We start from the raw sequence: 20347 nt of genomic DNA on the forward strand, positions 1-20347 counted from the left end.
TATAAATCTCGATTTCCATCATCCTTACACTCTTGGAGCATCAGAAGATGAGTCTATCTCTTACAGAACAACTGGATTCGTTCGTAAGGAAGCACAACGACCGGCAATTGCTGATCTTGCCTGTTGCTACTTTCCTTATAGCCGTATTAATCATTGCCTTCACCTTAGCTACGACAGGAGCACCGGTGAAACTGGGCATGGAATTCAAAGGCGGCACGATGGTTTCCCTGACCACCGAAACGCCAGCAGATTCACTTAAAGAAAAATATTCCACTTATCCTCTAACAGATGTACGACAGACAGGCTCAAGGACGGTCATGCAATTCGGTCCGATGTCGGGTGAAGAGCAGCTTAGCCTCACTGAAGATGTTACAAATACTTATGAAAATGTGGAGATCCGGCAGATAGGCCCTGTCTATGGAAAAGACCTGCAGAAACAGGCAATTAAAGCAGTCATTTTCTCGTTTTTGGGAATGGCTATCGTTGTTTTCATAATCTTCAGGACCTTTGTCCCCTCTGCTGCTGTTGTGTTGTCGGCCTTCTGTGATATTATGATCGCAGCGGCTTTTATGAACGTGGCAGGTATAGAGCTCTCCTTGGGCACTGTAGCGGCACTGCTTATGCTTATAGGTTACTCGGTGGACAGCGATATATTGCTTACTACCAGGGTGCTTAAGAGAAGAGGAGAGGTCGAGGAAAATATAACAAATGCCATGGGTACGGGTATAACAATGACCACCACTACTCTTGCAGCCCTGATAGTAATGTATTTCGTTACCACATATTCTTATTTGATCATACCTTCCTTTTCTCAGATCAATCTGCTTTCAAATATCTCTATTGTACTCATATTCGGACTCTTGGCTGATATTATGAATACCTGGCTGACGAATGTTTCCATTCTGCGCTGGTATGTTCAAAAAGAAGGGGCAAGGAGGAGAAGAGCATGAGAGAAGATGAAGAACCTAAGAGCATATTCAGGGATCTACGGGTAATGATCTTCATAATTGCTCTTCTGGGATCGATAGCTTTCATTCATCCCGGATATAGCTCTGCAGATGGATTTACGACGAACCTCAAATATGGACTGGACCTGGAGGGTGGTTCATGGTTACAGGTCAAGCTTCAGGGGGCACTTGTACAGGTCGATGCGGACACAAATATGCTTCTGAAAAAGCTCGTAGAACCGGTAATAAGTAACACGATCGAAATCACAGGTACAACAGCCGCTGTCAATGGCCAAGGGCAAACCCATACCCAGGCTATCACTTTCACGACTCCGGGCAACATTACAAATGCTCAGATGGACCTTTTGGGACTGGGTGAATACACCATCAGTAAACAAAACGAACTTACACAGGTAAAAATAACCACATCTAAAGAAACACTTATAGAAGCCTACCTCGCCAACTCTTTGAAGGCTGAGATCGTTCCGATGGTCATGACGGATGGAGTGGAATATGAGATAAGGACTGCTGTCACAGAGCAGCAGATCGAAGCTCTTATGGATGCGGTGGGCGGTTCCATCCTGAAAAATGCTGATGGCAGCTCGCGATACAAAGACGGGGTGAGAACAGAAACCCGTGATCTTACCAAAACCATCCTTAGTGAAAAGATGAATTCTCTTGGACTTAAGGACATACCTGTGAAGACAGTAGGTGATGAGTACATCCTCATCGACTTTGCGGGCATTGACCTGTCAACTGCAAGGGAGATCGCAGAAAAACCCGGCAAGTTCGAGATACGTATCCAGACCATAGGCAATGAGACAAAGCATGTGATATATGGTGAAGACATAGAAAGTGTCGGGATAGTTGGTTACAATGAGGAGGACGGAATGTGGTCTACGCCCTTCACCCTCAACGAAGCGGGAGCTCTCGCCCTGCAAAAAGCAGCTATCGAGGCAGGGGCTACCACCAATCCAATGGAGCACAATCTGGTAATGTTACTCGACGGCAATGAAGTGTACAGTGCGCCTCTGAGTAACTCTGCAGCTCAGCAATTGGTAATAGGTCCGATCTATTCCTGGCAATCCTCCACAGGTACCGGAGATGAGGGTAAGGCACAGGCACAGCAACTTCAGATCCATCTGAGGGCCGGAGCCCTTCCTGTCAACGTAGAGATCATGGGTGCAGGTCATGTAGACGCAGCATTAGGAACGCAATTTAAGAAAGAATCTGTGATCGCAGGGTTGATAGCTCTGATGGCAGTGGCCTTAGTGGTGTACAGGAAGTACCACCAAAAGGAAATACTTATACCTATGGTAGGTACTTCTTTAAGTGAAGTGATAATGATATTGGGTGTCGCCTCTGCGATAGGCTGGCAACTTGATCTACCAAGTATTGCAGGTATCATCGCTGCAATCGGTACAGGCATCGATCACCTTGTGATCATCACTGACGAGGTATTGTATGAAGGCAAATTACCTCCTACAAAGGTGTACCTTTCCAGGATAACCAAGGCATTTAGCATAATACTGGCAGCAGCAGCAACGACCGTTATTGCCATGGGGCCATTGGTATTGATGGGTTTCGGGTCCCTGAAAGGGTTTGCCATTACCACCATAATAGGTGTGTTCATAGGCGTGGTAATAGCAAGGCCGGTCTATGGGAAGCTGATAAACGAAGTATTGAAAGGTAAAAGCGAGGGTCAGGCCTGATAACGCAAGCAAGTACAAAGGACCTCTGGACCGTGAAATATAGACCTTCAAGGCTTGAGGAGATCATAGGTAATGAAGAGTCTGTGAATACGCTTCACAGACTTGCATTGTCCCGTAATGTTCCACACTTGTTATTGTATGGACCGGCAAATTCCGGAAAAGCCACTGCTGCCTTTGCTCTGGCGCACGAACTGTATGGGGAAGGTTTCGAAAGGAATTTCACCTACTTCAATGCATCCGATTTCTTTGACAAAGGTAAAAGTTATCTGATACGGGACAAGAGATTCACACGTATACTGGGTACCGATGACCCCAGGAAGATCCAGAAAAGTGTGATATCCATCTTCAAGGAAATAATCAATGAATATGCAAGTGTGGCACCAATAGATTCGGACTATAAGGTCATATTCATAGATAGTTCCGAAACTCTTGATGTGAATGCACAGCATGCATTAAGACGCATGATGGAAAAATACACGGCAACGTGCAGGTTCATTCTTTCCACCACTCAGCCATCAAGATTGATAGCGCCTCTGCGTTCAAGGGGCTTACAGCTTTTTTTCAGGCATGTATCAGATGAAAAACTGGGCAATTTCATAAAACGTATATCTGAAAACGAAGGCTTTCCTGTCACTGAGGATGGTATACAGGCATTGTTGTATCACTCACGAGGCAACGTGGCAGTTTCACTTGATACATTACAGGTAGCAGTAATTCTCTCCCATGGTGAACCAATAGGAACTCAGGCTATATATGATGCTGCTGTCAGGGAAGAAGTAGGTGAGATCAGATCGCTCTTTGAGGCCGCCACGGTCGGCAATATGATGGAGGCCAGGAAGATCATAGACCGCATGTTGATAGATAATGGTTTTACTGGTTATGAGATACTTGAACGTCTTCACAGGACCGTGGTGGGGTCTGGAGAACCTGAACACAGGATCGCAAGGTGGACCATTAAGATAGCCGATGCTAACTTTAAAATGATGCAGGCTGCTAATGACAGAATACAACTTGAAGCTCTGGTGGCAGATCTCTGCAACTGATACAGAATAGTGATTATGGATAAGAACAGTGAATTCACTCTGGCCTGCCGCGAACTCCTGGAAAAAGTACTCAGCGGGGAAATACGGGACCCTGATCAGCTGGTTAAGGCAAAGAAACTGGTAAGCAAACATCATAAACTCTCTTCTCTGCCTACAAATGCAGATATTATCATCTCCGGGAACGAAGAGGAGCAGCTTTTAGTAAGAGAGTTCCTGCGGAAAAAGCCTGTACGCACCATCTCAGGTGTTGCGGTAATAGCAGCGATGACTTCCCCTGCTCCATGCCCACATGGAACATGTGTTCCCTGTCCCGGAGGTCCGGCCTCTTCTTTTGCTTCGCCGCAAAGCTATATGGGACAGGAACCCTCTACAATGCGCGCTATCCAATGTGAGTACGATCCCTACAGGATAACAACTGCCCGCCTTGAACAATTAAAACAGATCGGACATGACATAGATAAAGCCGAATTGATCATAATGGGCGGGACGTACTCAGCTCGCACTTTGGACTATCAGGAATGGTACGTAAAAAAGTGTCTTGAAGCCATGAATGACTTTTTTGGTACGGAATGGCGGGAACATGCCCATGTCATTGGCAAGGAGTGCCCTTACATCCCTCTTGAGGAGGTGCAGAAGGCCAATGAAACCTCAAGGGTCCGCAATGTGGGTATGACATTTGAGACACGGCCAGATTGGGCCAAAGAAGGGCATATAGATATATTGTTGAAATTAGGGGCCACCAAAGTTGAGATAGGAGTGCAAAGCACTTACGATTTCGTACTTTCCAGGATCAATCGCGGGCATACCGTTGCCGATACGACAGAAGCTAACAGGGTCCTGAGAGACAGTGCACTTAAAGTGGGTTTTCACATGATGCCACATCTTCCGGGCATGGACATTGAAGGAGATGTACGTAATTTCAAAAGACTGTTCAGAGATAGCAGGTTCAGGCCAGATTACCTGAAAATATATCCTACACTGGTCACAGAGGGAACGGAACTTCAGAGAATGTGGCAGAATGGAGAATATGAAGCCCTTACAGATGAAAATGCTGTTGAATTGCTCTCCCGGATAAAGGCATTTCTGCCGAAGTGGGTAAGATTGCAGAGGATACAGAGGGATATTCCTGCTCATCAGATACTTGCAGGTACCCGCAAAAGTAATATCAGACAGCTTGCTAAAAGCATGCTGGAAGAACATGGCGGCTCATGCCGGTGTATCCGCTGCCGGGAGGTAGGTCACAATATTCTTAAAGGGATCATGCCTGATCCTGAGAACATTACACTCACAGTAGAAAAATACGATTGTTGCAGTGGAGTGGAACATTTCATATCTTTCGAAGATGTACGATCGGACATCCTGATAGGTTTTCTGAGATTAAGGTTCCCTCATGATCCTCACAGGCTTGAGCTGCAGAATTCAGCTCTGGTCAGAGAATTGCATGTATATGGGTCCATGGTCCCGGTAGGTGAAAATGCAAAAAAGTGTGATTGGCAGCACAGAGGATACGGAGCAGAATTGCTGAACTGTGCAGAAGAAGTGACAAAGGATGCGGGCTTTAAGAAAATATCGGTTATAAGTGGTATTGGGGCAAGGGAATATTATCGCAGACAGGGTTATATGTTGGATGGCGTATATATGTCTAAGTGGTTTTAGATACGTTTTTTACCAATGCTTGCTAATGGGGCATGGACAATAATGAGAAGTGATCAGATAGAGAACATGTCGGAAAAAGAGATTCTGTGGCAGATCCTTGAAATACTGGTCAGTATAGATCGGAAAATAGACCGGATGGTTCCAAAAGGTATCCCGATGACCAAAGCACATTCAATGGGAGATGAGAAAGCAGATCACTCGGGTGGTCTGGATGTAATGACATTGCTTTCCCTGCCGGAACATTTGAGGATCACTGCAACGGTATTATTTGAGAGGGGAGCGGCTACTGCTGAAGATATATCAAAGGTCACGCATAAGGAAAGAGCTGTTGAAAGTGGCTACCTCAATCAGCTTGTAAGGATGAGACACGTGAAAAAATACCGCACAGGCAGAAAGGTATATTTTTGCATCAGCGAGGATAAGAAAACTGACTGATCGATAACATAGGCTTTTTTCAGATGGGTGATGATGTGGGGGTAACTGTAGCTGTACATTCGGCTAAAGGGGGAACAGGAAAAACTTGTATATCGACGAACCTTGCAGCTTTATTAGCTTGTGAAGGTTATAATGTTTGTCTTCTGGATATGGACCTAAAAGCACCGTGTCTGTGCACTTTCTTTAATAAATATCCAAAGTGGTGGCTTAATGAATATCTTGATGGTAACTGCAACATCGATAGTATACTGAATGAGATCGGTCCCCAATTGGGTACGAAGGGCCATTTTATCATAGGTTGTTCCAATCCCGATATTACAGCAATTAGAAAAGTGTCCAATGTTGACCGAAAGTGGCAGGCAAATGCATTGAAATTACTTCTGGCTGCAAAAAGATCTCTATTTGAGAAAGGTATCGATGTATTGATCTTAGATACTGGACCGGGCATAGAGTTCGAATCTGTGAACGCTATTGCTGTAGCGGATCTCGTATTGTCTGTCATGAAACCCGACAAGATAAGTTATGTGTGCACCGAGCAACTTGTGAAAGGTGTTTATATGACACTGGAAAAGAAATGTTATCTGGTGGAGAACATGAGTCCCAGGTTACCCATTAAGCTGGCCGAAAAAGAGCAAGTTTTTGGGATCCCTGTCATTGCATCAATACCCTGTATCTGCGACATTCCCCAGAAAAATGATACATGCATAATAAGTTTAACTTATCCCGACCACATATTCACAGCTTCAGTGAAAAGAATACGCCGGGCTATAGAAGAGCACATAGCTAAAATATGATCTATATTTTTTCTTGCTTATGCAGGATCTTCTTTGCTTCTATCTGTATATATTCTTCGATCGCTCCTTCTTTTATTTCCTGGGCCCGGTTCTCAAATGTATTTCAATGTAAAAAGTGGATGTTGTGTATATGTGTATTACACTTGGGAGAAAACACATTCTTCTTAAATTTCAAAATACGAAAAGAATACGCATACATATACATAATTACGTTTAACAAAGTTTATATAATAAAAACAGATTAAACCTTTCATAAAGATTTATGAGATCTGGCACTATTCACCTTTCTATTTGATGTTGGCAACAGCTGTGTATTTAAATTTTTTAATAGATACAATTGTTCACTATGATGCTTTAATAATAAGAATTCAAGTTAATAATTTTTATTTTGTATACCATTCGTATAAAAGTAATTTAATAAACTTTAAATAGAAAGTTGTAGATACAAGTAAATGGGATTACAAAGTATTTTACTTGTAAAAAAACAATATTTTACAATCCACAGAGGTATAAGATATGAAAATAAGAGTTGTCAGTTCCAAAGAAGAAATTAATACATTAAGCCCAAATGAAGAGATAGTGCACCTTGCATTCAGACCATCTAACACGGACATCTTCTCACTTATAATGAAGTGCCCCCAGGTTAAGGCACTCCACATACCAAGTTCCTACAAGAGAACTATTTCCAACTCTGCTAAGATGTACCTCAAAATGCAGGGTATAGAACTGCTCGAAGGAGACGTATGGGGACACCGCAAGGATATAAACGAATATTCTGAAGTTTCCCCGAGCGTTTACGAGCGCATAAAGCAGTACCGTCTGGACGGAATGCAGGAAGATGACATCGCCGACAAGATGGTCAGAGAAACCAGGCTGAGCCCGGATTTCATCTCATTCCTTATCAAGAGCAACTGATTTTAAAAATATAATGCCGGTCTTGCTGACCCGCATTCTCTTCCCTTTTTGATCTGTCCATAGGATTTTAAACCCTGTAAATAGCCCTCATTCTCCGGAAGTTTTATTTTACTGTTCCCAGATCGAATCACAAAACATGCAAGAAAGTAAAAAAGACCTGAATACTTTCACTCCACATCCATCAATTTAATACCTATTCCGGAAATAAGGAGTATAAATATCACCAAAGAAACAATGAATCCATAGCTTTCCATCGATGAATTAGGATCGGCGGAAAAGACAGAATGAGTGATAATAATAAGGGCTATCAGGACCAGCACTGAGCCAGTGGAAGATAATATTTCAAGGGTCTTTTTGTTCATGTGGTCCAATAAGCGGGTAACCTACATCAATTTAACGCATTGGGAAATCAGTTAGGCATGTATATCAATAGGTGATCCATGACAGAATTCGAGAGAGTACTTGTACAATCGTTTAATTCCTTTTTCACTGAGAATGAGATAAAAGGAATAGCACACAGAGTAAAACAGCATCGTTTTACTCCTCAGTTCCTGGACGTACTTGTGGATTCACTTGACCCGGACTATTATATGGGCATAGAATGCAAAAGTATTTCTGTAGACAAAGGAGCAAAAGCTCTGTATTATTCTCAGCACTTCACAGTGGACAAAAAAGGCACTCATCAGATAGCACGCATCTCTGATTTTCTCAGACTTTCAGGGCGTGCCGGTTTTCTGGCAGTGGAACTGAGGATGGGAACAGGTTATTCCCGTGAAGCATATATCGTACCCTGGACCGAACTGGATACCCTTTTTAATACCGAAGGAGAAAAGAAGTTATCTATATCTGATCTGAAAGAGTATGCCATGATAGAGAGAGAGGGAAACAGATATCGTATCGATCCTGCAAAATGGAAAGCAGGAAGAGTACTCGGATAAGTGGTTGGAATGTCAGACTGTCTGGAGCAAATGAGAACACGCGCAAGGAAATGTGCTGATACGATACATGAGAACAGTGAAGTGAAGGTCGTGTCGCATATAGATGCAGATGGAATAACATCCGCAGCTATTATTTGCAAGGCGCTTGAACGTGCAGGCATTGAAAATTCTGTCAGTTTTGTAAAACAACTTGACGAAAACACGATCTTTAAGCTGGCAGATCAGGATCCTGAACTTGTCATATTCACTGACCTGGGGAGCGGGATGCTTGAACCTATCATAAGTTCCGGCTTAAATGTTGTGATATCTGATCACCATCGTCCACGGGGAGACACGGAAAACCTGATAAAGCATCACCTCAACCCCCATCTTTTCGGGGCTAATGGCTCTACAGATATAAGTGGTTCCGGAACAACATATTTGCTGGCTAATGAACTTGGAGATAACCATGACCTTGCAGGTCTCGCAATAGTTGGTGCGATCGGAGATATGCAGAACAGACGTAATGGTCATCTCATAAGTCTCAATAGGGAGATCCTTGAAGAGGGTGTTTCTAAAGGGGTATTGTCGTTTGAAAAAGATATCATGCTCTTTGGCAAACAAACAAGACCTGTTTTTAAACTGCTGCAGTTTGCATCAGATCCATACCTTCCCGGTCTGACCGCGGATGAGGATGCGTGTATAGAGTTCCTTCACCGTATAGGGCTTCGTTTTGGAGATGACGATCGCTGCCGAAGGTGGATAGACCTGGAACAGAAAGAGAAACAAAAAATAGTCTCTGCTCTTCTGCAACATGGCCTTTCTTCAGGACAGGAATCCTGCAAACTTGAGAGGCTTATAGGGGAAGTATATATATTGTTGAACGAAAGGGAAGGCACTGAAATGCGGGATGCCACCGAGTATTCGACATTGCTGAACGCAACAGGAAGATACGATAATGCCGAAATAGGGATGGCCGTATGCATGGGAGATCGGGGGGAGGCGTATGAGAAGGCACGTAAATTGCTTGCTGATCATCGATCTAACCTTGTGAATGGCCTTTCCTTTGTAAGGGAAAAAGGGATCACAAAGCTTAATAACCTCCAATATTTCGATGCTGGCTCAAATATAAAAGAAACAATAATAGGCATTGTTGCAGGCATGAGCACATCGGTTATCGCTGACAGGAACTATCCAATAGTCGCATTTGCAGATGCCGAAGGAGGCGTGAAAGTCTCAGCTAGAGGCACACAGGACCTTGTAAGAAAAGGGCTAAACCTATCAGAAGCATTAGCCTTTGTATCTGCAGAGGTAGGAGGGGCCGGAGGCGGGCATGATATTGCAGCCGGGGCAACTATTCCTCAAAATTCCAAAGATGAGTTCATACGCAGGCTTGATTCGATCATTGGTGCCCAGATCTCGAAGCAATGAGCGATCATCTGTACTCACTGATATGACGCAGCTCCCTGAAATCAACTGTTGTAGACATAGCATTTGTTCTTATGCCTATACCGTGTTCCTGAACAATAGCCATGGGATTGGTGCCACCTATCACAACGATGCCAAGATGGTCCCTTTCCACAGGCACGTCCAGAATGCGTGTATTTGGCTCTCCAACTTCGAGGATACCTGTGATACCAGCATCCATCATATCTGAAAGAATTCGGTCGATATCATCCCTTGCAACCATGGGGGCTTCCCTAAGGTTCGCCAGTATTTTTCCGGAGCCCGTTTTAAGCATTTCGGTGACCGATGTGATCTCCTGGGACATGAGCACTTCCAGAGGATCGATGGTAGTACTGTGATAGGTTAGCACATTGGTGAACCTAAGAGGTGTTCCGTCCTTGATCTCCACCAATCCGCCAAATCTGGGGTTCACGAACACGCCTTTCTTGAGCAGGATACCATCTATGGTGATGCTGCACATCGTGACAAAACCAACTTCATCCGGACCCACGGAGATCCCTTCAACATTATCCCCTTCATGGAGCACCCTTATATAGGGACTTACTGACAGGCCACTATTGATAGCCATTTCGAATATTCCCATCACATCATCGAAATCTTTTTTATCGATAATGGATAGGTTGACCACTACCTTACCTTCCCGTGTGACCGGATCAAAAGTTGTTCTGAACATCAGATCTTCTATCTTTGCTGATGTGAACTGGATACAGTAGTTTTTCTGCACCGATAGACCTCAAGGAACCTATTTGTCTTTCTTATATTATACACTATCGATGCAGATATGCAAACTCTTTCATTCATTTGCGAGTAGCTTTGAGAACATTGCACTGTATAAATGCGGATTTTTCAGGAAATCCAGCTTACTGAGATCGCTAACAAGATCATACATATCCTCGCCCTTAGCAAGTCCCAGCATAGAAGGATCTGTGGGTTTGAGATAGCGTATAGGTGGTATGTTAGTATATTGCGGGTTGCCCACATAACCTGTTCCAAGAAGATAATATGCGGCTCCTGAATGCTCTTTGATGGGGTCGTACATGGACGAGAACTCGCTGCATACCCAGTTTGCCATCTTAAGGGTCTTATGGGAAGAATTAATGGTAATGTGACCATAACCCGGAGGAACCATTACTATATCTCCGGCTTTTGCCTCAACGACCACTACATCCTCAACATTTTCTTCTGACATCCTCTGCAATAAGTAATTAGCTTCGCCCTCAAGAACCTGATAGAGCTCTGCGTAAGAAACAGAAGCTCCAGGCACATCAGGATGATAATGTCCGGCTGTTTTAACATACTCCTTCCCAAGCATTTGGGGCGGAATAACAGTGATGTCATATCTCAGTTGCTGTGATCTGATAGCTTCATGTTCCTTTTCATTTCTGTACAGATCCCTGTACATGTAATAGAGTTCAGTGTTCTTTGCTGTCCGGCTCCACTCCGTGTCATAGAGGACATCATCCATATCATGCAGCATTCTGATGTCTGGCTTCTTAATGTGTCCAAAAAAATTAAGTTCTTTCCCCATTTTTATATTCCTCACTATCTTTAATACCTCACCGAATAGCCACTGTCCGAAATTGCGTTCTTAGTGAACATATTATTATTTTTATTATTGATTTGTATATATATAACCTTGTAGGTTTCACATTTTGTCAGCTCCATTCCATGGACCATGTTCCCGGAATTTTTCCAATATGCGTAGCCCAAGTTTTTTGTTTATACCTTCTATCTGGCATAGTTCTTCCATTGTGGCCTGGCCGATCTTTTCCACAGAACCAAAATGATTGATAAGCGCTTTTTTCTTTGCTTCTCCTATGCCGCTTATGCCGTCAAGTATGGAATGTGTGAGCCTGGCCGATCTTCTGCGTCTGTGGGAGGACACTGCGAACCTGTGCGCCTCATCCCTTACATGCATAAGGAGTTTCAGGGCAGGAGAGCTATGAGGCAGAACTATCACTTCACCTGGACCTTTTTTAGTAGTGATTATGTGTTCGAACCTTTTGGCAAGACCAATGACAGGAATATCCAGCCCCAGCTTGTCAAGTGAATCTTTTGCTGCAGATAACTGTCCTGGTCCCCCGTCTATAAGGATCAGATCAGGAAAAGGCATCTTTTCTTCCTTGAGGCGGGAATAACGGCGTCCGACAACTTCTCCCATCATTGCAAAATCATCAATGCCTTTAACTGTTCGGATATTGTGCTGCCTGTATTTATTATTAGATGGCTTGCCATTCTCGAACACCACCATTGAGCCGACAGCATCTGTTCCGGAGATATTGGATATATCAAATCCTTCTATGTATAAGGGTACTGAGGGTAGGGAAAGCAATGATTGCAGGTCTTTGAGCGATTCCATCGACTCGCTGGCTACCACAGCTTTTAGCCTGTTTGCCCGCATGGTCATTTCTGCATTCATCAAAGCCATGTCGAGCATCTTTTTTTTGTCACCCTTCTGAGGCACATTTATGTGAACTTCCCTTCCTGATCTCTGTTTGAGCCACGAGGTGATGAGATCATGATCAGGTATATCGTATTGTGTCAATATTTCAGTAGGGATGGGCGAATCCAGATAATACTGCTTTATGAATTGAGAGACAACATCCGGAAGTGCAGTACCTTCTGCGGAGCTCATGGCAAGGTCAGCTCTCCCCACCATATTACCGTGCCTCACGTAGAATATCTGGATGTAGACTGTGTCACCATCCTTGAAGGCTGCTATTACATCCCTGTCATCTGTTCCAGAAGTGGCTATCTGTTGTTGCGAGAGCACTTTGACAGCTTCAAGCTGGTCCCGTACCTGGGCAGCAGCTTCGTACTCCTGTTTTGATGCAAGGTCTTGCATCCTTTCTTCCAGTTCTTTCACCAACCCGGAAGTCTCTCCTTTAAGGAACTTTATAGCCTCCTGGACATTTTCCATGTATTCCTTTTCACTGATCTTCCCGGCACATGGCGCATAGCATCTTTTAATATGGTAGTCCAGACAGGGTCGTGCCTTCTTTTCATTAAGAGGCTGCCTGCACCTGCGTATCCTGAATACCTGGGATATGATATCCAGTGTTTTTCTTATAGCACCTGCATTTGTATAGGGCCCGAAATACAGGGACCCATCCATGAGCCTCCGGCGTGTCAGGAAGATCCGGGGATATCTGGAGTTCACTGTGACCTTGACATAAGGATACCTTTTATCGTCCTTCAGGCGGACATTATACCGTGGCCTATATTTTTTGATAAGGTTCGCTTCAAGAACAAGAGCATCGACTTCCGTATCTGTGATTATATATTCCAGATCCTCTATGCGGCTGACAAGCGTTTTAGTCTTTGGTGTCAGGTTCTTTGATGACTGGAAGTACTGGCGGACCCTTTTCCGCAAAGATAGGGCCTTCCCCACGTAGATCACTTCTCCGGAGTCATCTTTCATGAGGTACACTCCCGGAAGATCTGGAAGAGAAGAGAGGGCAACGGTCATCAGGTATTTCTCCAAATATCATTATGTGCAGCAGGAAAATATAAATGTGCTATCCTTGACCAAATGTCGGCAGGATATTTAAAAACAGGTCGGCAGAGGAAAACGCTAGAGAAGATGAGCCGGAATTGACATTGGCTTTAAAAGAAGTTTGGTGGGATAGCGCGGATTTGAACCGCAGTCCAAGCGTCCCAAACGCTCGAGGATGGACCAGGCTACCCTACTATCCCAAGAGGGTAAGCACTGCAATAGACGTTATAGATTAAAAACCTTCCGTAAGGGATCGTCAAAGAATATAAACTGGGGAGAAAAAGAATAAAAAAATAAAGAAATGAAGGGCAAAGACAGCAAAGATCATTTCCATCTTTTATATACATCGTTATCTATTCCTGCGAGGTCCAAAGCTCTCCCGACAATGGAATTTACAAGATCTTCAATGTGCTTCGGCTTAGAGTAGAACCCGGGGCATGCAGGCATTACAATAGCTCCTGCCCTGGTGAGCTTTAACATGTTCTCAAGGTGGATCTCGTTCAAAGGAGTTTCCCGCGGCACAACGACAAGCCTGCGTCTTTCCTTGAGGCAGACATCAGCAGTTCTTTCCAGGAGGTTGTCAGACATGCCATTTGCAATGGAGCCAACTGTCTTCATGCTGCATGGGGCTACGATCATGCCATGGAACCTGTGCGATCCGCTGGCTATGGGAGCAGTGAACTCTCTTTCCTCATAGACATAGCTTGCCATGTCTTCCACCTCCACAACAGAATAGTCAGTTTCGATCTCAATGATCTGCCTTGCCGACCTGGTTATAACAAGGTGTGTGACCAGACCCATTTTAGAAAGTATCTCAAGCAGCCTTATGCCATAAATAGACCCTGATGCTCCACTTATACCAATTACGATCTCCATTTTTTCACCTTATGGTCCCAATAAGCTCGTCTATCATCGCTTCAGAAGCCTGCACAATGGACCGGATCTCATCTACAGTTATATCATCTATATGTATACCGACCATTAATACTGTTGTGTTCTGCGTGATAGCACTGATCTTCCGTGCTCCGCGCAGAGCGATCTCATCCTCCCTGTGTCCCGGGGAGCTTATCACGGAAGCGGAGGCACGGCGACTTTCTTCATCATAGATACCCATGGCAACAGCACCTATGTGCTCTCTGCCGCCTGACAGTACAAAGAACATATCCTTGCCTATAGATTCCCCTTTTAATAGGAGCTGTATCCTTCCAACATCTTTTTTGATCTCGATCATGATCACAGCTCCGTGAGCCTGAACTGTTTTGTGGTCTTTTTAACTTCAAAGAACTCTCTTGCAGCCTTTCCCACATCATCACGGAATTCCTTTGGAGTATAGACACCCATTTTCCAGTTATCCCAGTGAGCCTTCTCAAGGGTCGCAACCACATAAGAAGCCTCATCAAGTCTTACCATCTTGCCGTTGAGCTTCACAAGTGCTTTTAGCTCGGGTATCTCCGGAGAACGGGGCATGTCGATGAGCACATCAGTGGGTTCAATGCCCACCATACCTGCGATCTCAGCCTCTATTCTGCGTATGTTGCCCCTGTGCTTCAAAACGCTCTCTGTGACCTCGTCAAAGCCTACATATAAAGCTCGTTTATAAAGCCTGCGTTCTTCAAGGCGCTGTGCCAGGCGGCCGCCGTATCCAGCATCCGAACGCATGATATGCAGCAAATGTGCATCATCCATCTGTCTGAGCTCCATAGGATCGATAGCATTGTCTTTTATAAGTTCCTCAATAGCACGGACGCACATTGTTTCTGCGATACGCGATACATGGTGATAATAAACAGACGGGTGCATGAGAAATCTGGATACAAGCAAGGACTCTGCGGCCTTGACACCTCCTGCACCCACTACCAGCTTGTCTTCATAGAACTGCATCTCATGGATGAGCCTCACATGGTCCACCAGCCCAAATGCAACACCCGTATAATGCGAGTCCCGCACCAGATAGTCCATACGGTCCACATCGATCTCACTGCTGAGGATCTTACCGAGATCTGTTTCCCCTTTGATGTGTTTCTGGATGGTTGTAGGGCTCAGACCGTGTTCATCCAATATTTCCGCGATCTCGCCCTTGCGCAGCAGATGAAGCACATCTTCATGTTTCTGGCGTGTATATTGAGTGATGAAGCTCTCCGTTACATGGGAAAGAGGGCCATGACCTATATCGTGGAGCAAAGCTGCGACCCTCAGTTCATCCTTTTCCTGCTGGGACACTGAATCGATCTGCCTTGCCAATGTGGCTGCAAGATGCATAACACCCAGGGAATGCTCAAAACGTGTATGATTGGCACCCGGATAAACAAGATTTGAAAGCCCAAGCTGCCTTATCCTGCGCAGGCGCTGCATGGGAGGAGTATCTATAAGGGAAAGCGTGAGCTCATCGAGTTCGATATAACCGTGAATAGGATCACGAACGACCTTCATATGCTTTAAATATCCCTTCATCCTATAATGCTGTTCCTCTATCACAACTAATTTCTGTTAAGAACTGATCGGAGACATACATGCTAGTACTTTCCGGAGGGACCGGAACCCCCAAGCTGCTTGAAGGACTTAGAAATATACTTCCTGAAGAGAATATTACTGTTGTCGTCAATACTGCAGAGGACATGTGGGTATCAGGAAATCTGGTAACGCCTGATATTGATACAGTTCTGTACCTGTTTTCCGGAAAACTTGATACTTCTAAATGGTGGGGAATAAAAAATGACACTTTCATGACCTACGAAGCCCTCAGGTCTTTGGGACACGATGAGATAATGAGGCTGGGCGACCAGGACCGTGCCACAAATATCATGCGTTCCGACCTTTTAAGAGCAGGGCGTTCTCTTACGGAAGCAACGCAGGAACTTGCAAGAGCTTTAGGCATCCGGGCAAAGATACTGCCCATGTCCGACGATCCGGTAAGGACGATGGTGACAACACCCTCTGGAAAAATACATTTTCAGGAATTCTGGGTAAAAGAGCATGGAAAACCCGATGTGCTGGAAGTTGTGCAGGAAGGCATCGAAAAGGCTTCCATTGCACCGGCTGTTCTGGAAGCGCTGGAAAAGGAGGAACATGTGCTGATCGGGCCCAGTAACCCTATCACAAGCATCGGACCCATACTGGCCTTGCAGGGGATGAAAGAACTGCTGAAAAAGAAAAAAGTTGTTGTAGTAAGCCCCATGATAGGGAAGGAACCTGTCAGCGGACCAGCCGGAAAGCTGATGGCTGCAAGGGGTTTGGAAGTATCTTCTGCCGGTGTTGTCGATTGCTACGGAGATATCCTGGACATAATGATACTGGATGAAAGGGATGCATATGGTATCTCTGCTCTGAAGAATGCGACATGCAAGATACTCATTGCCGATACGTTGATGAAGAATGTGGATAAAAGTACGGCTCTGGCCAGAGCTGTGGTGGATGCTTTTAAATGCTAAGAACGATAAGATAAGATTTTCACGTGTTAAAACAATAACATTTCTAGCAATGCTTAAATTTTTTCATGTAGACTCTCTTTTATATGTGTATGCATATATGTGGCAATCTAAGTAAGGAGTATTTCAGATGCTGGAGATATTACGCGAGTCCTTTAATGAGATCCCTATTGTGAAACGGGGAGATTACTATTATTTCATTCATCCTATGTCTGATGGCGTTCCTGCACTGGAGCCGGAGCTTCTGGAAGAGGTCGCAGAGTACATTGTGGAAAGGGCGGACCTCGATGTGGACAGGATAATCACCATTGAGGCCATGGGCATACCCCTGGCCACCACAGTTTCTTTGATGACCGATATACCTCTTGCCATTGTGCGCAAAAGGAAATATGAACTGGAAGGTGAAGTAATCCTTTCCCAGAGCACAGGCTATTCTAAAGGCGAGTTGTATATCAATGGCATAAAAAAAGGAGACAGGGTGCTCATAATCGACGACGTGATCAGCACCGGAGGCACCTTGTTGGCGCTGGCGAGGGCGCTCAAGAACATTGGAGCCATAATTGCAGGCATCTTTGTTGTCATTGAACGTGGTGAAGGAGTTGCAAGCCTTAGAAAAGAAGGCATAGAAGTGACAACTCTTGTACGTATAGATGTCGATGAGCATGGTGTGCATATACTGGAGGATCAGGTTGGCAGACAGTGAAGCATTCGATTTCCAGATAGCAAGGATCATTGGCATAATAAAAGATACAGGTGCAAAGACTGTAGGCTTACAGTTCCCTGAGGGCTTTAAGCGCAGGGCTGCGAGCATAGTCCATGAGATCGAAAAAGCTACAGCTGCACAGATATTGATATCCGGGAACCCATGTTTTGGGGCATGTGACATAGATGTCTACCTGGCACGCAGGGTGGACATACTGTTCCATTTCGGGCATGCTGTGCTTGATGACAGCAACTATGTCAAGAATGTGTATTTCATTGAGGTAAGGTCCAATGCTGCAGTAGAGGAAGTGGTGAACAAGTCTCTGGAAATGCTTAAGGGAAAGAGGATAGGGCTCATCACCACGGTTCAGCATGTGCACAAGCTTCAGGAAGCAAGTGAGATATTACAAGCCCATGACAAAGTTTGCGTGATAGGAAAGGGAGATGCAAAAATAGCATATCCCGGACAGGTTCTTGGGTGCAATTTTTCCTCGGCAAGGGCCGAGATATGCGATGAATATCTCTATATAGGGAGTGGCTATTTCCACCCCATGGGTGTGGCATTATCTACAGGAAGAAGAGTGCTCATAGCCGACCCATTTGTAAATGAGGTCAGAGAACTGGACATTTCAAAGGTGCTCAAACAACGCAGTGCCGTTATCGGAAGATCACTGGATGCAGATCTTTTCGGAATGATCGTATGTTCCAAGCCTGGACAGGAACGTATGGCACTTGCCCTGAAGTTGCAGGACCTTATACGCAGGCATGGTAAAGATGCCCGGATCATTATGATGGATCTCGTGACCCCTGACCAGCTACTCCAGTTCAAAGTGGATGCTTTTGTAAATACTGCATGTCCGAGACTTGCCATTGACGAGGTTGGCCGCTTCAATGCGCCAATGCTCACTCCACCGGAACTTGAGATAGTACTGGGCGAGAAGGCATGGGAAGATCTGGTATTCGATGAGATAACTGCCTGAAGCGGGTCATTAAATGAAGCAGAGAAAACTTGAGATCATGCTGGAAAAGGTGAAAGGGTTCGAAAGACCTGATGTGAACCTGGAACAATATGCTACGCCTGCTCCCATCGCTGCTGAGGTATTGCATTTTGCATTTATGCATGGGAATCTGCAGGGTACGGTATACGACCTTGGATGCGGCACCGGCATCCTTGCCATTGGTGCAAAGCTCCTGGGTGCTGAAAAAGTAGTAGGTTTCGACCTTGATCCCTGTGCCCTTGAGATCGCAAGAGAGAACGCATCTATGATGGGAGTTGACGTGGAGTTCGTACAATGTGACATCTCAGGTGTGCCTGAACATGCAGATACTGTAGTAATGAACCCGCCTTTTGGAGCACAGTGCAAGGGCAATGACAGACCTTTCCTTTCAACTGCCCTGAGAGTTGCAGATGTGGCATATTCCGTCCACAATTGCGGGAGTCACAGGTTCATTAAGAGTTTCATAAAGCCTGCGATCATTAGTGACTGGTATGAAACTGGTTTTCCGATAAAACGAACATTTAAATTTCATAAAAAGGATGTAGAACTGGTTAAGGTTGAGATCTACCGGATAGTCCGGTGTGATGGCAGCATATAATCTGCCGATGTTTGCAACTGCTTTATATAGCGGGAAACATATGTCTTGCAAACTGGCGCTCGATCATATCTATCTAATTTCATCATGAGGGATTCTTATTCGTATAAGGAACAGGAAAAAGGTTTCACGCAGGATGATCAAAGGCTCAGGCGAGGGATCAGAAAGTGTACGGTCATCGGAAGAAACAGAACAAATGGTGACCAAGGGAAGGAAAGTGGAGGTAGCTGCTAAAATGACGAAAGTTCCAAAAAGCGGCATTGTTAAGCCTTCAAAGAAAGTGATACAGGAGGAGAACATGGATGAAGAGGAAACGGTCTTTGTGATGCCTGGAGACATTATTGGTACTACTGAAGAATTTAGTCCCGGGATCGGGACTTTCCTGCATGTTGCAGATATCCATGCTGCCTCTACTGGTGTCGTGAAGATAGACAGGAAAGCACGTATCATATCCGTTGTTCCCAATACCAAGTATCCACCATCAATTGCCGTAGGAGATATCGTAGTTGGCAGTATAACCGGCCTTAGAGAGAGCGTCGCTCTTGTTGAGATAGCTGCTATAAAAGGTGAAGGTGAACGTGAATTCCGGAAAGTTGGGACAGCTGCGGTGCATGTATCCAATGTTAAAGATTCATACTGCAAGAGACTGGACGAGGAATTCGCTGTGGGAGACATAATTAAAGCAAAGGTTTTGAACACTGAGAACATGCGGCTTAGTACCGCAGGGAAGGAACTTGGTGTAATGAAAGCCCAGTGCTCCAACTGCCGCGCTGTTATGGTCAAGGAAGATAACAAACTGAAATGCCCGGAATGCGGAAGAGTAGAGAGACGTAAACTCTCCTCAGATTATGGAACAGGCATAGTATAATATAAAAATCTGACTTATATGGGTGAAGTCCATGGAACTGAAGATCATAGACAAGACCGAAGATGAAATGCACCTTGAGATAAAAGGTGAAACACACACTCTTCTTAATATGCTGAAATCTGTGTTACTTGAAGATACAAGAGTACACACCGCTTCGTATGATATGAAGCACGTGTCTATAAGCGAACCGGTCCTGTACATAAAGACAGACGGTACAGACCCTATCATAGTAGTTAGAGAGGCTGCTGAAACTCTTGTTGTACAGTGTGAAGAGTTCGTCAGCGTATTTGGCAAAGCTGTGGAAGTCTAATAATTTCCACTGCATTTTTTCTTTTTTAATGTTAGATACTGACATCTATTATTAATTGTACAAAGTG

The 20347-nt window shown here is 44.7% G+C and carries 22 protein-coding genes and 1 tRNA gene; 15 read left to right on the forward strand and 8 right to left on the reverse strand.

From position 1 onward, the window contains the following. Window positions 1-47: 47 nt before the first annotated feature. From A4E24_RS03660 to A4E24_RS03690, 7 genes are all read left to right on the forward strand, one after another. Window positions 48-950, forward strand: coding sequence for a protein translocase subunit SecF (locus A4E24_RS03660; RefSeq protein WP_292351765.1), 903 nt, complete (start codon window positions 48-50; stop codon window positions 948-950). After that, entirely contained in the window at window positions 947-2659 is a 1713-nt protein-coding gene (locus tag A4E24_RS03665) for a preprotein translocase subunit SecD (protein WP_292351767.1), read from the forward strand. The genes A4E24_RS03660 and A4E24_RS03665 overlap by 4 nt, the downstream gene beginning before the upstream one ends. Next, entirely contained in the window at window positions 2659-3702 is a 1044-nt protein-coding gene (locus tag A4E24_RS03670; RefSeq protein WP_292351844.1) for an AAA family ATPase, read from the forward strand. Before A4E24_RS03665 ends, A4E24_RS03670 begins: the two co-directional genes overlap by 1 nt. Before the next feature lie 15 nt (window positions 3703-3717). Beyond that, entirely contained in the window at window positions 3718-5358 is a 1641-nt protein-coding gene (locus A4E24_RS03675) for a tRNA uridine(34) 5-carboxymethylaminomethyl modification radical SAM/GNAT enzyme Elp3 (RefSeq protein ID WP_292351769.1), read from the forward strand. 42 nt (window positions 5359-5400) lie between these two features. After that, a complete protein-coding gene (locus A4E24_RS03680; RefSeq protein WP_292351770.1) occupies window positions 5401-5793 on the forward strand; it encodes a transcriptional regulator in 393 nt (130 codons plus the stop codon). Between the two features lie 35 nt (window positions 5794-5828). After that, entirely contained in the window at window positions 5829-6587 is a 759-nt protein-coding gene (locus A4E24_RS03685; protein ID WP_292351772.1) for a P-loop NTPase, read from the forward strand. 516 nt (window positions 6588-7103) lie between these two features. Beyond that, entirely contained in the window at window positions 7104-7502 is a 399-nt protein-coding gene (locus A4E24_RS03690; protein ID WP_292351774.1) for a DUF1699 family protein, read from the forward strand. Window positions 7503-7669: 167 nt separating this feature from the next. On the opposite strand, the gene A4E24_RS03695 is transcribed toward A4E24_RS03690, so the two are convergent. Continuing rightward, entirely contained in the window at window positions 7670-7864 is a 195-nt protein-coding gene (locus tag A4E24_RS03695; RefSeq protein WP_292351775.1) for a hypothetical protein, read from the reverse strand. A 78-nt stretch (window positions 7865-7942) separates the two neighbouring features. On the opposite strand from A4E24_RS03695, the gene A4E24_RS03700 reads away from it, so the two are divergent. Both A4E24_RS03700 and A4E24_RS03705 read left to right on the forward strand, forming a co-directional pair. Beyond that, a complete protein-coding gene (locus tag A4E24_RS03700) occupies window positions 7943-8440 on the forward strand; it encodes a hypothetical protein (RefSeq protein WP_292351777.1) in 498 nt (165 codons plus the stop codon). Between the two features lie 9 nt (window positions 8441-8449). After that, window positions 8450-9850: a DHH family phosphoesterase gene (locus tag A4E24_RS03705; RefSeq protein ID WP_292351779.1), complete on the forward strand. Its 1401-nt coding sequence runs from the start codon at window positions 8450-8452 to the stop codon at window positions 9848-9850. A gap of 4 nt (window positions 9851-9854) precedes the next feature. On the opposite strand, the gene A4E24_RS03710 is transcribed toward A4E24_RS03705, so the two are convergent. The 7 genes from A4E24_RS03710 to A4E24_RS03740 form a co-directional block, all read right to left on the reverse strand. Further along, on the reverse strand, window positions 9855-10610 hold the full coding sequence (locus tag A4E24_RS03710; RefSeq protein WP_292351780.1) for a DUF128 domain-containing protein: 756 nt from the start codon (window positions 10608-10610) through the stop codon (window positions 9855-9857). 69 nt (window positions 10611-10679) lie between these two features. Then, window positions 10680-11414: a glucose-6-phosphate isomerase family protein gene (locus tag A4E24_RS03715; protein WP_292351782.1), complete on the reverse strand. Its 735-nt coding sequence runs from the start codon at window positions 11412-11414 to the stop codon at window positions 10680-10682. A gap of 117 nt (window positions 11415-11531) precedes the next feature. After that, window positions 11532-13370, reverse strand: coding sequence for an excinuclease ABC subunit UvrC (gene uvrC / locus A4E24_RS03720; protein WP_367121147.1), 1839 nt, complete (start codon window positions 13368-13370; stop codon window positions 11532-11534). A 134-nt stretch (window positions 13371-13504) separates the two neighbouring features. Further along, window positions 13505-13582 (reverse strand) — tRNA-Pro (locus A4E24_RS03725). Window positions 13583-13706: 124 nt separating this feature from the next. Then, entirely contained in the window at window positions 13707-14258 is a 552-nt protein-coding gene (locus A4E24_RS03730) for a UbiX family flavin prenyltransferase (RefSeq protein WP_292351784.1), read from the reverse strand. Between the two features lie 4 nt (window positions 14259-14262). Beyond that, window positions 14263-14613: a hypothetical protein gene (locus tag A4E24_RS03735; protein WP_292351786.1), complete on the reverse strand. Its 351-nt coding sequence runs from the start codon at window positions 14611-14613 to the stop codon at window positions 14263-14265. 2 nt (window positions 14614-14615) lie between these two features. Further along, complete coding sequence (locus tag A4E24_RS03740; protein WP_292351788.1) at window positions 14616-15812, reverse strand: HD domain-containing protein; 1197 nt, start codon at window positions 15810-15812, stop codon at window positions 14616-14618. An 80-nt stretch (window positions 15813-15892) separates the two neighbouring features. Here A4E24_RS03740 and cofD point away from each other — a divergent pair, with 80 nt between their 5' ends. The 6 genes from cofD (at window position 15893) to A4E24_RS03770 (ending at window position 20280) form a co-directional block, all read left to right on the forward strand. Then, complete coding sequence (gene cofD, locus A4E24_RS03745; protein ID WP_292351790.1) at window positions 15893-16810, forward strand: 2-phospho-L-lactate transferase; 918 nt, start codon at window positions 15893-15895, stop codon at window positions 16808-16810. Between the two features lie 127 nt (window positions 16811-16937). Beyond that, window positions 16938-17510, forward strand: a complete 573-nt coding sequence (gene hpt, locus A4E24_RS03750; RefSeq protein ID WP_292351791.1) for a hypoxanthine/guanine phosphoribosyltransferase — start codon at window positions 16938-16940, stop codon at window positions 17508-17510. Next, complete coding sequence (gene dph2, locus A4E24_RS03755) at window positions 17497-18489, forward strand: diphthamide biosynthesis enzyme Dph2 (RefSeq protein ID WP_292351793.1); 993 nt, start codon at window positions 17497-17499, stop codon at window positions 18487-18489. Before hpt ends, dph2 begins: the two co-directional genes overlap by 14 nt. Window positions 18490-18502: 13 nt before the next feature. Further along, a complete protein-coding gene (locus tag A4E24_RS03760) occupies window positions 18503-19105 on the forward strand; it encodes an METTL5 family protein (RefSeq protein ID WP_292351795.1) in 603 nt (200 codons plus the stop codon). 133 nt (window positions 19106-19238) lie between these two features. Continuing rightward, window positions 19239-19970 (forward strand): exosome complex RNA-binding protein Csl4, encoded by a 732-nt coding sequence (locus A4E24_RS03765; protein WP_292351797.1) that lies wholly within the window; start codon window positions 19239-19241, stop codon window positions 19968-19970. Between the two features lie 31 nt (window positions 19971-20001). Further along, on the forward strand, window positions 20002-20280 hold the full coding sequence (locus A4E24_RS03770) for a DNA-directed RNA polymerase subunit L (RefSeq protein ID WP_292351799.1): 279 nt from the start codon (window positions 20002-20004) through the stop codon (window positions 20278-20280). Window positions 20281-20347 lie beyond the last annotated feature (67 nt).

It is taken from the genome of Methanomethylovorans sp. PtaU1.Bin093 (assembly GCF_002067275.1).
Classification (GTDB): domain Archaea; phylum Halobacteriota; class Methanosarcinia; order Methanosarcinales; family Methanosarcinaceae; genus Methanomethylovorans.

Coding starts and splice junctions, on each gene's coding strand:
- A4E24_RS03690 (WP_292351774.1), top strand. CDS start 7,104: ATGAAAATAAGAGTTGTCAGTTCCAAAGAAGAAATTAATACATTAAGC.
- A4E24_RS03730 (WP_292351784.1), bottom strand. CDS start 14,258: ATGGAGATCGTAATTGGTATAAGTGGAGCATCAGGGTCTATTTATGGC.
- A4E24_RS03695 (WP_292351775.1), bottom strand. CDS start 7,864: ATGAACAAAAAGACCCTTGAAATATTATCTTCCACTGGCTCAGTGCTG.
- A4E24_RS03735 (WP_292351786.1), bottom strand. CDS start 14,613: ATGATCGAGATCAAAAAAGATGTTGGAAGGATACAGCTCCTATTAAAA.
- A4E24_RS03660 (WP_292351765.1), top strand. CDS start 48: ATGAGTCTATCTCTTACAGAACAACTGGATTCGTTCGTAAGGAAGCAC.
- A4E24_RS03705 (WP_292351779.1), top strand. CDS start 8,450: ATGTCAGACTGTCTGGAGCAAATGAGAACACGCGCAAGGAAATGTGCT.
- cofD (WP_292351790.1), top strand. CDS start 15,893: ATGCTAGTACTTTCCGGAGGGACCGGAACCCCCAAGCTGCTTGAAGGA.
- A4E24_RS03740 (WP_292351788.1), bottom strand. CDS start 15,812: ATGAAGGTCGTTCGTGATCCTATTCACGGTTATATCGAACTCGATGAG.
- A4E24_RS03765 (WP_292351797.1), top strand. CDS start 19,239: ATGATCAAAGGCTCAGGCGAGGGATCAGAAAGTGTACGGTCATCGGAA.
- A4E24_RS03675 (WP_292351769.1), top strand. CDS start 3,718: ATGGATAAGAACAGTGAATTCACTCTGGCCTGCCGCGAACTCCTGGAA.
- A4E24_RS03680 (WP_292351770.1), top strand. CDS start 5,401: ATGAGAAGTGATCAGATAGAGAACATGTCGGAAAAAGAGATTCTGTGG.
- A4E24_RS03665 (WP_292351767.1), top strand. CDS start 947: ATGAGAGAAGATGAAGAACCTAAGAGCATATTCAGGGATCTACGGGTA.
- A4E24_RS03770 (WP_292351799.1), top strand. CDS start 20,002: ATGGAACTGAAGATCATAGACAAGACCGAAGATGAAATGCACCTTGAG.
- A4E24_RS03760 (WP_292351795.1), top strand. CDS start 18,503: ATGAAGCAGAGAAAACTTGAGATCATGCTGGAAAAGGTGAAAGGGTTC.
- A4E24_RS03700 (WP_292351777.1), top strand. CDS start 7,943: ATGACAGAATTCGAGAGAGTACTTGTACAATCGTTTAATTCCTTTTTC.
- A4E24_RS03715 (WP_292351782.1), bottom strand. CDS start 11,414: ATGGGGAAAGAACTTAATTTTTTTGGACACATTAAGAAGCCAGACATC.
- hpt (WP_292351791.1), top strand. CDS start 16,938: ATGCTGGAGATATTACGCGAGTCCTTTAATGAGATCCCTATTGTGAAA.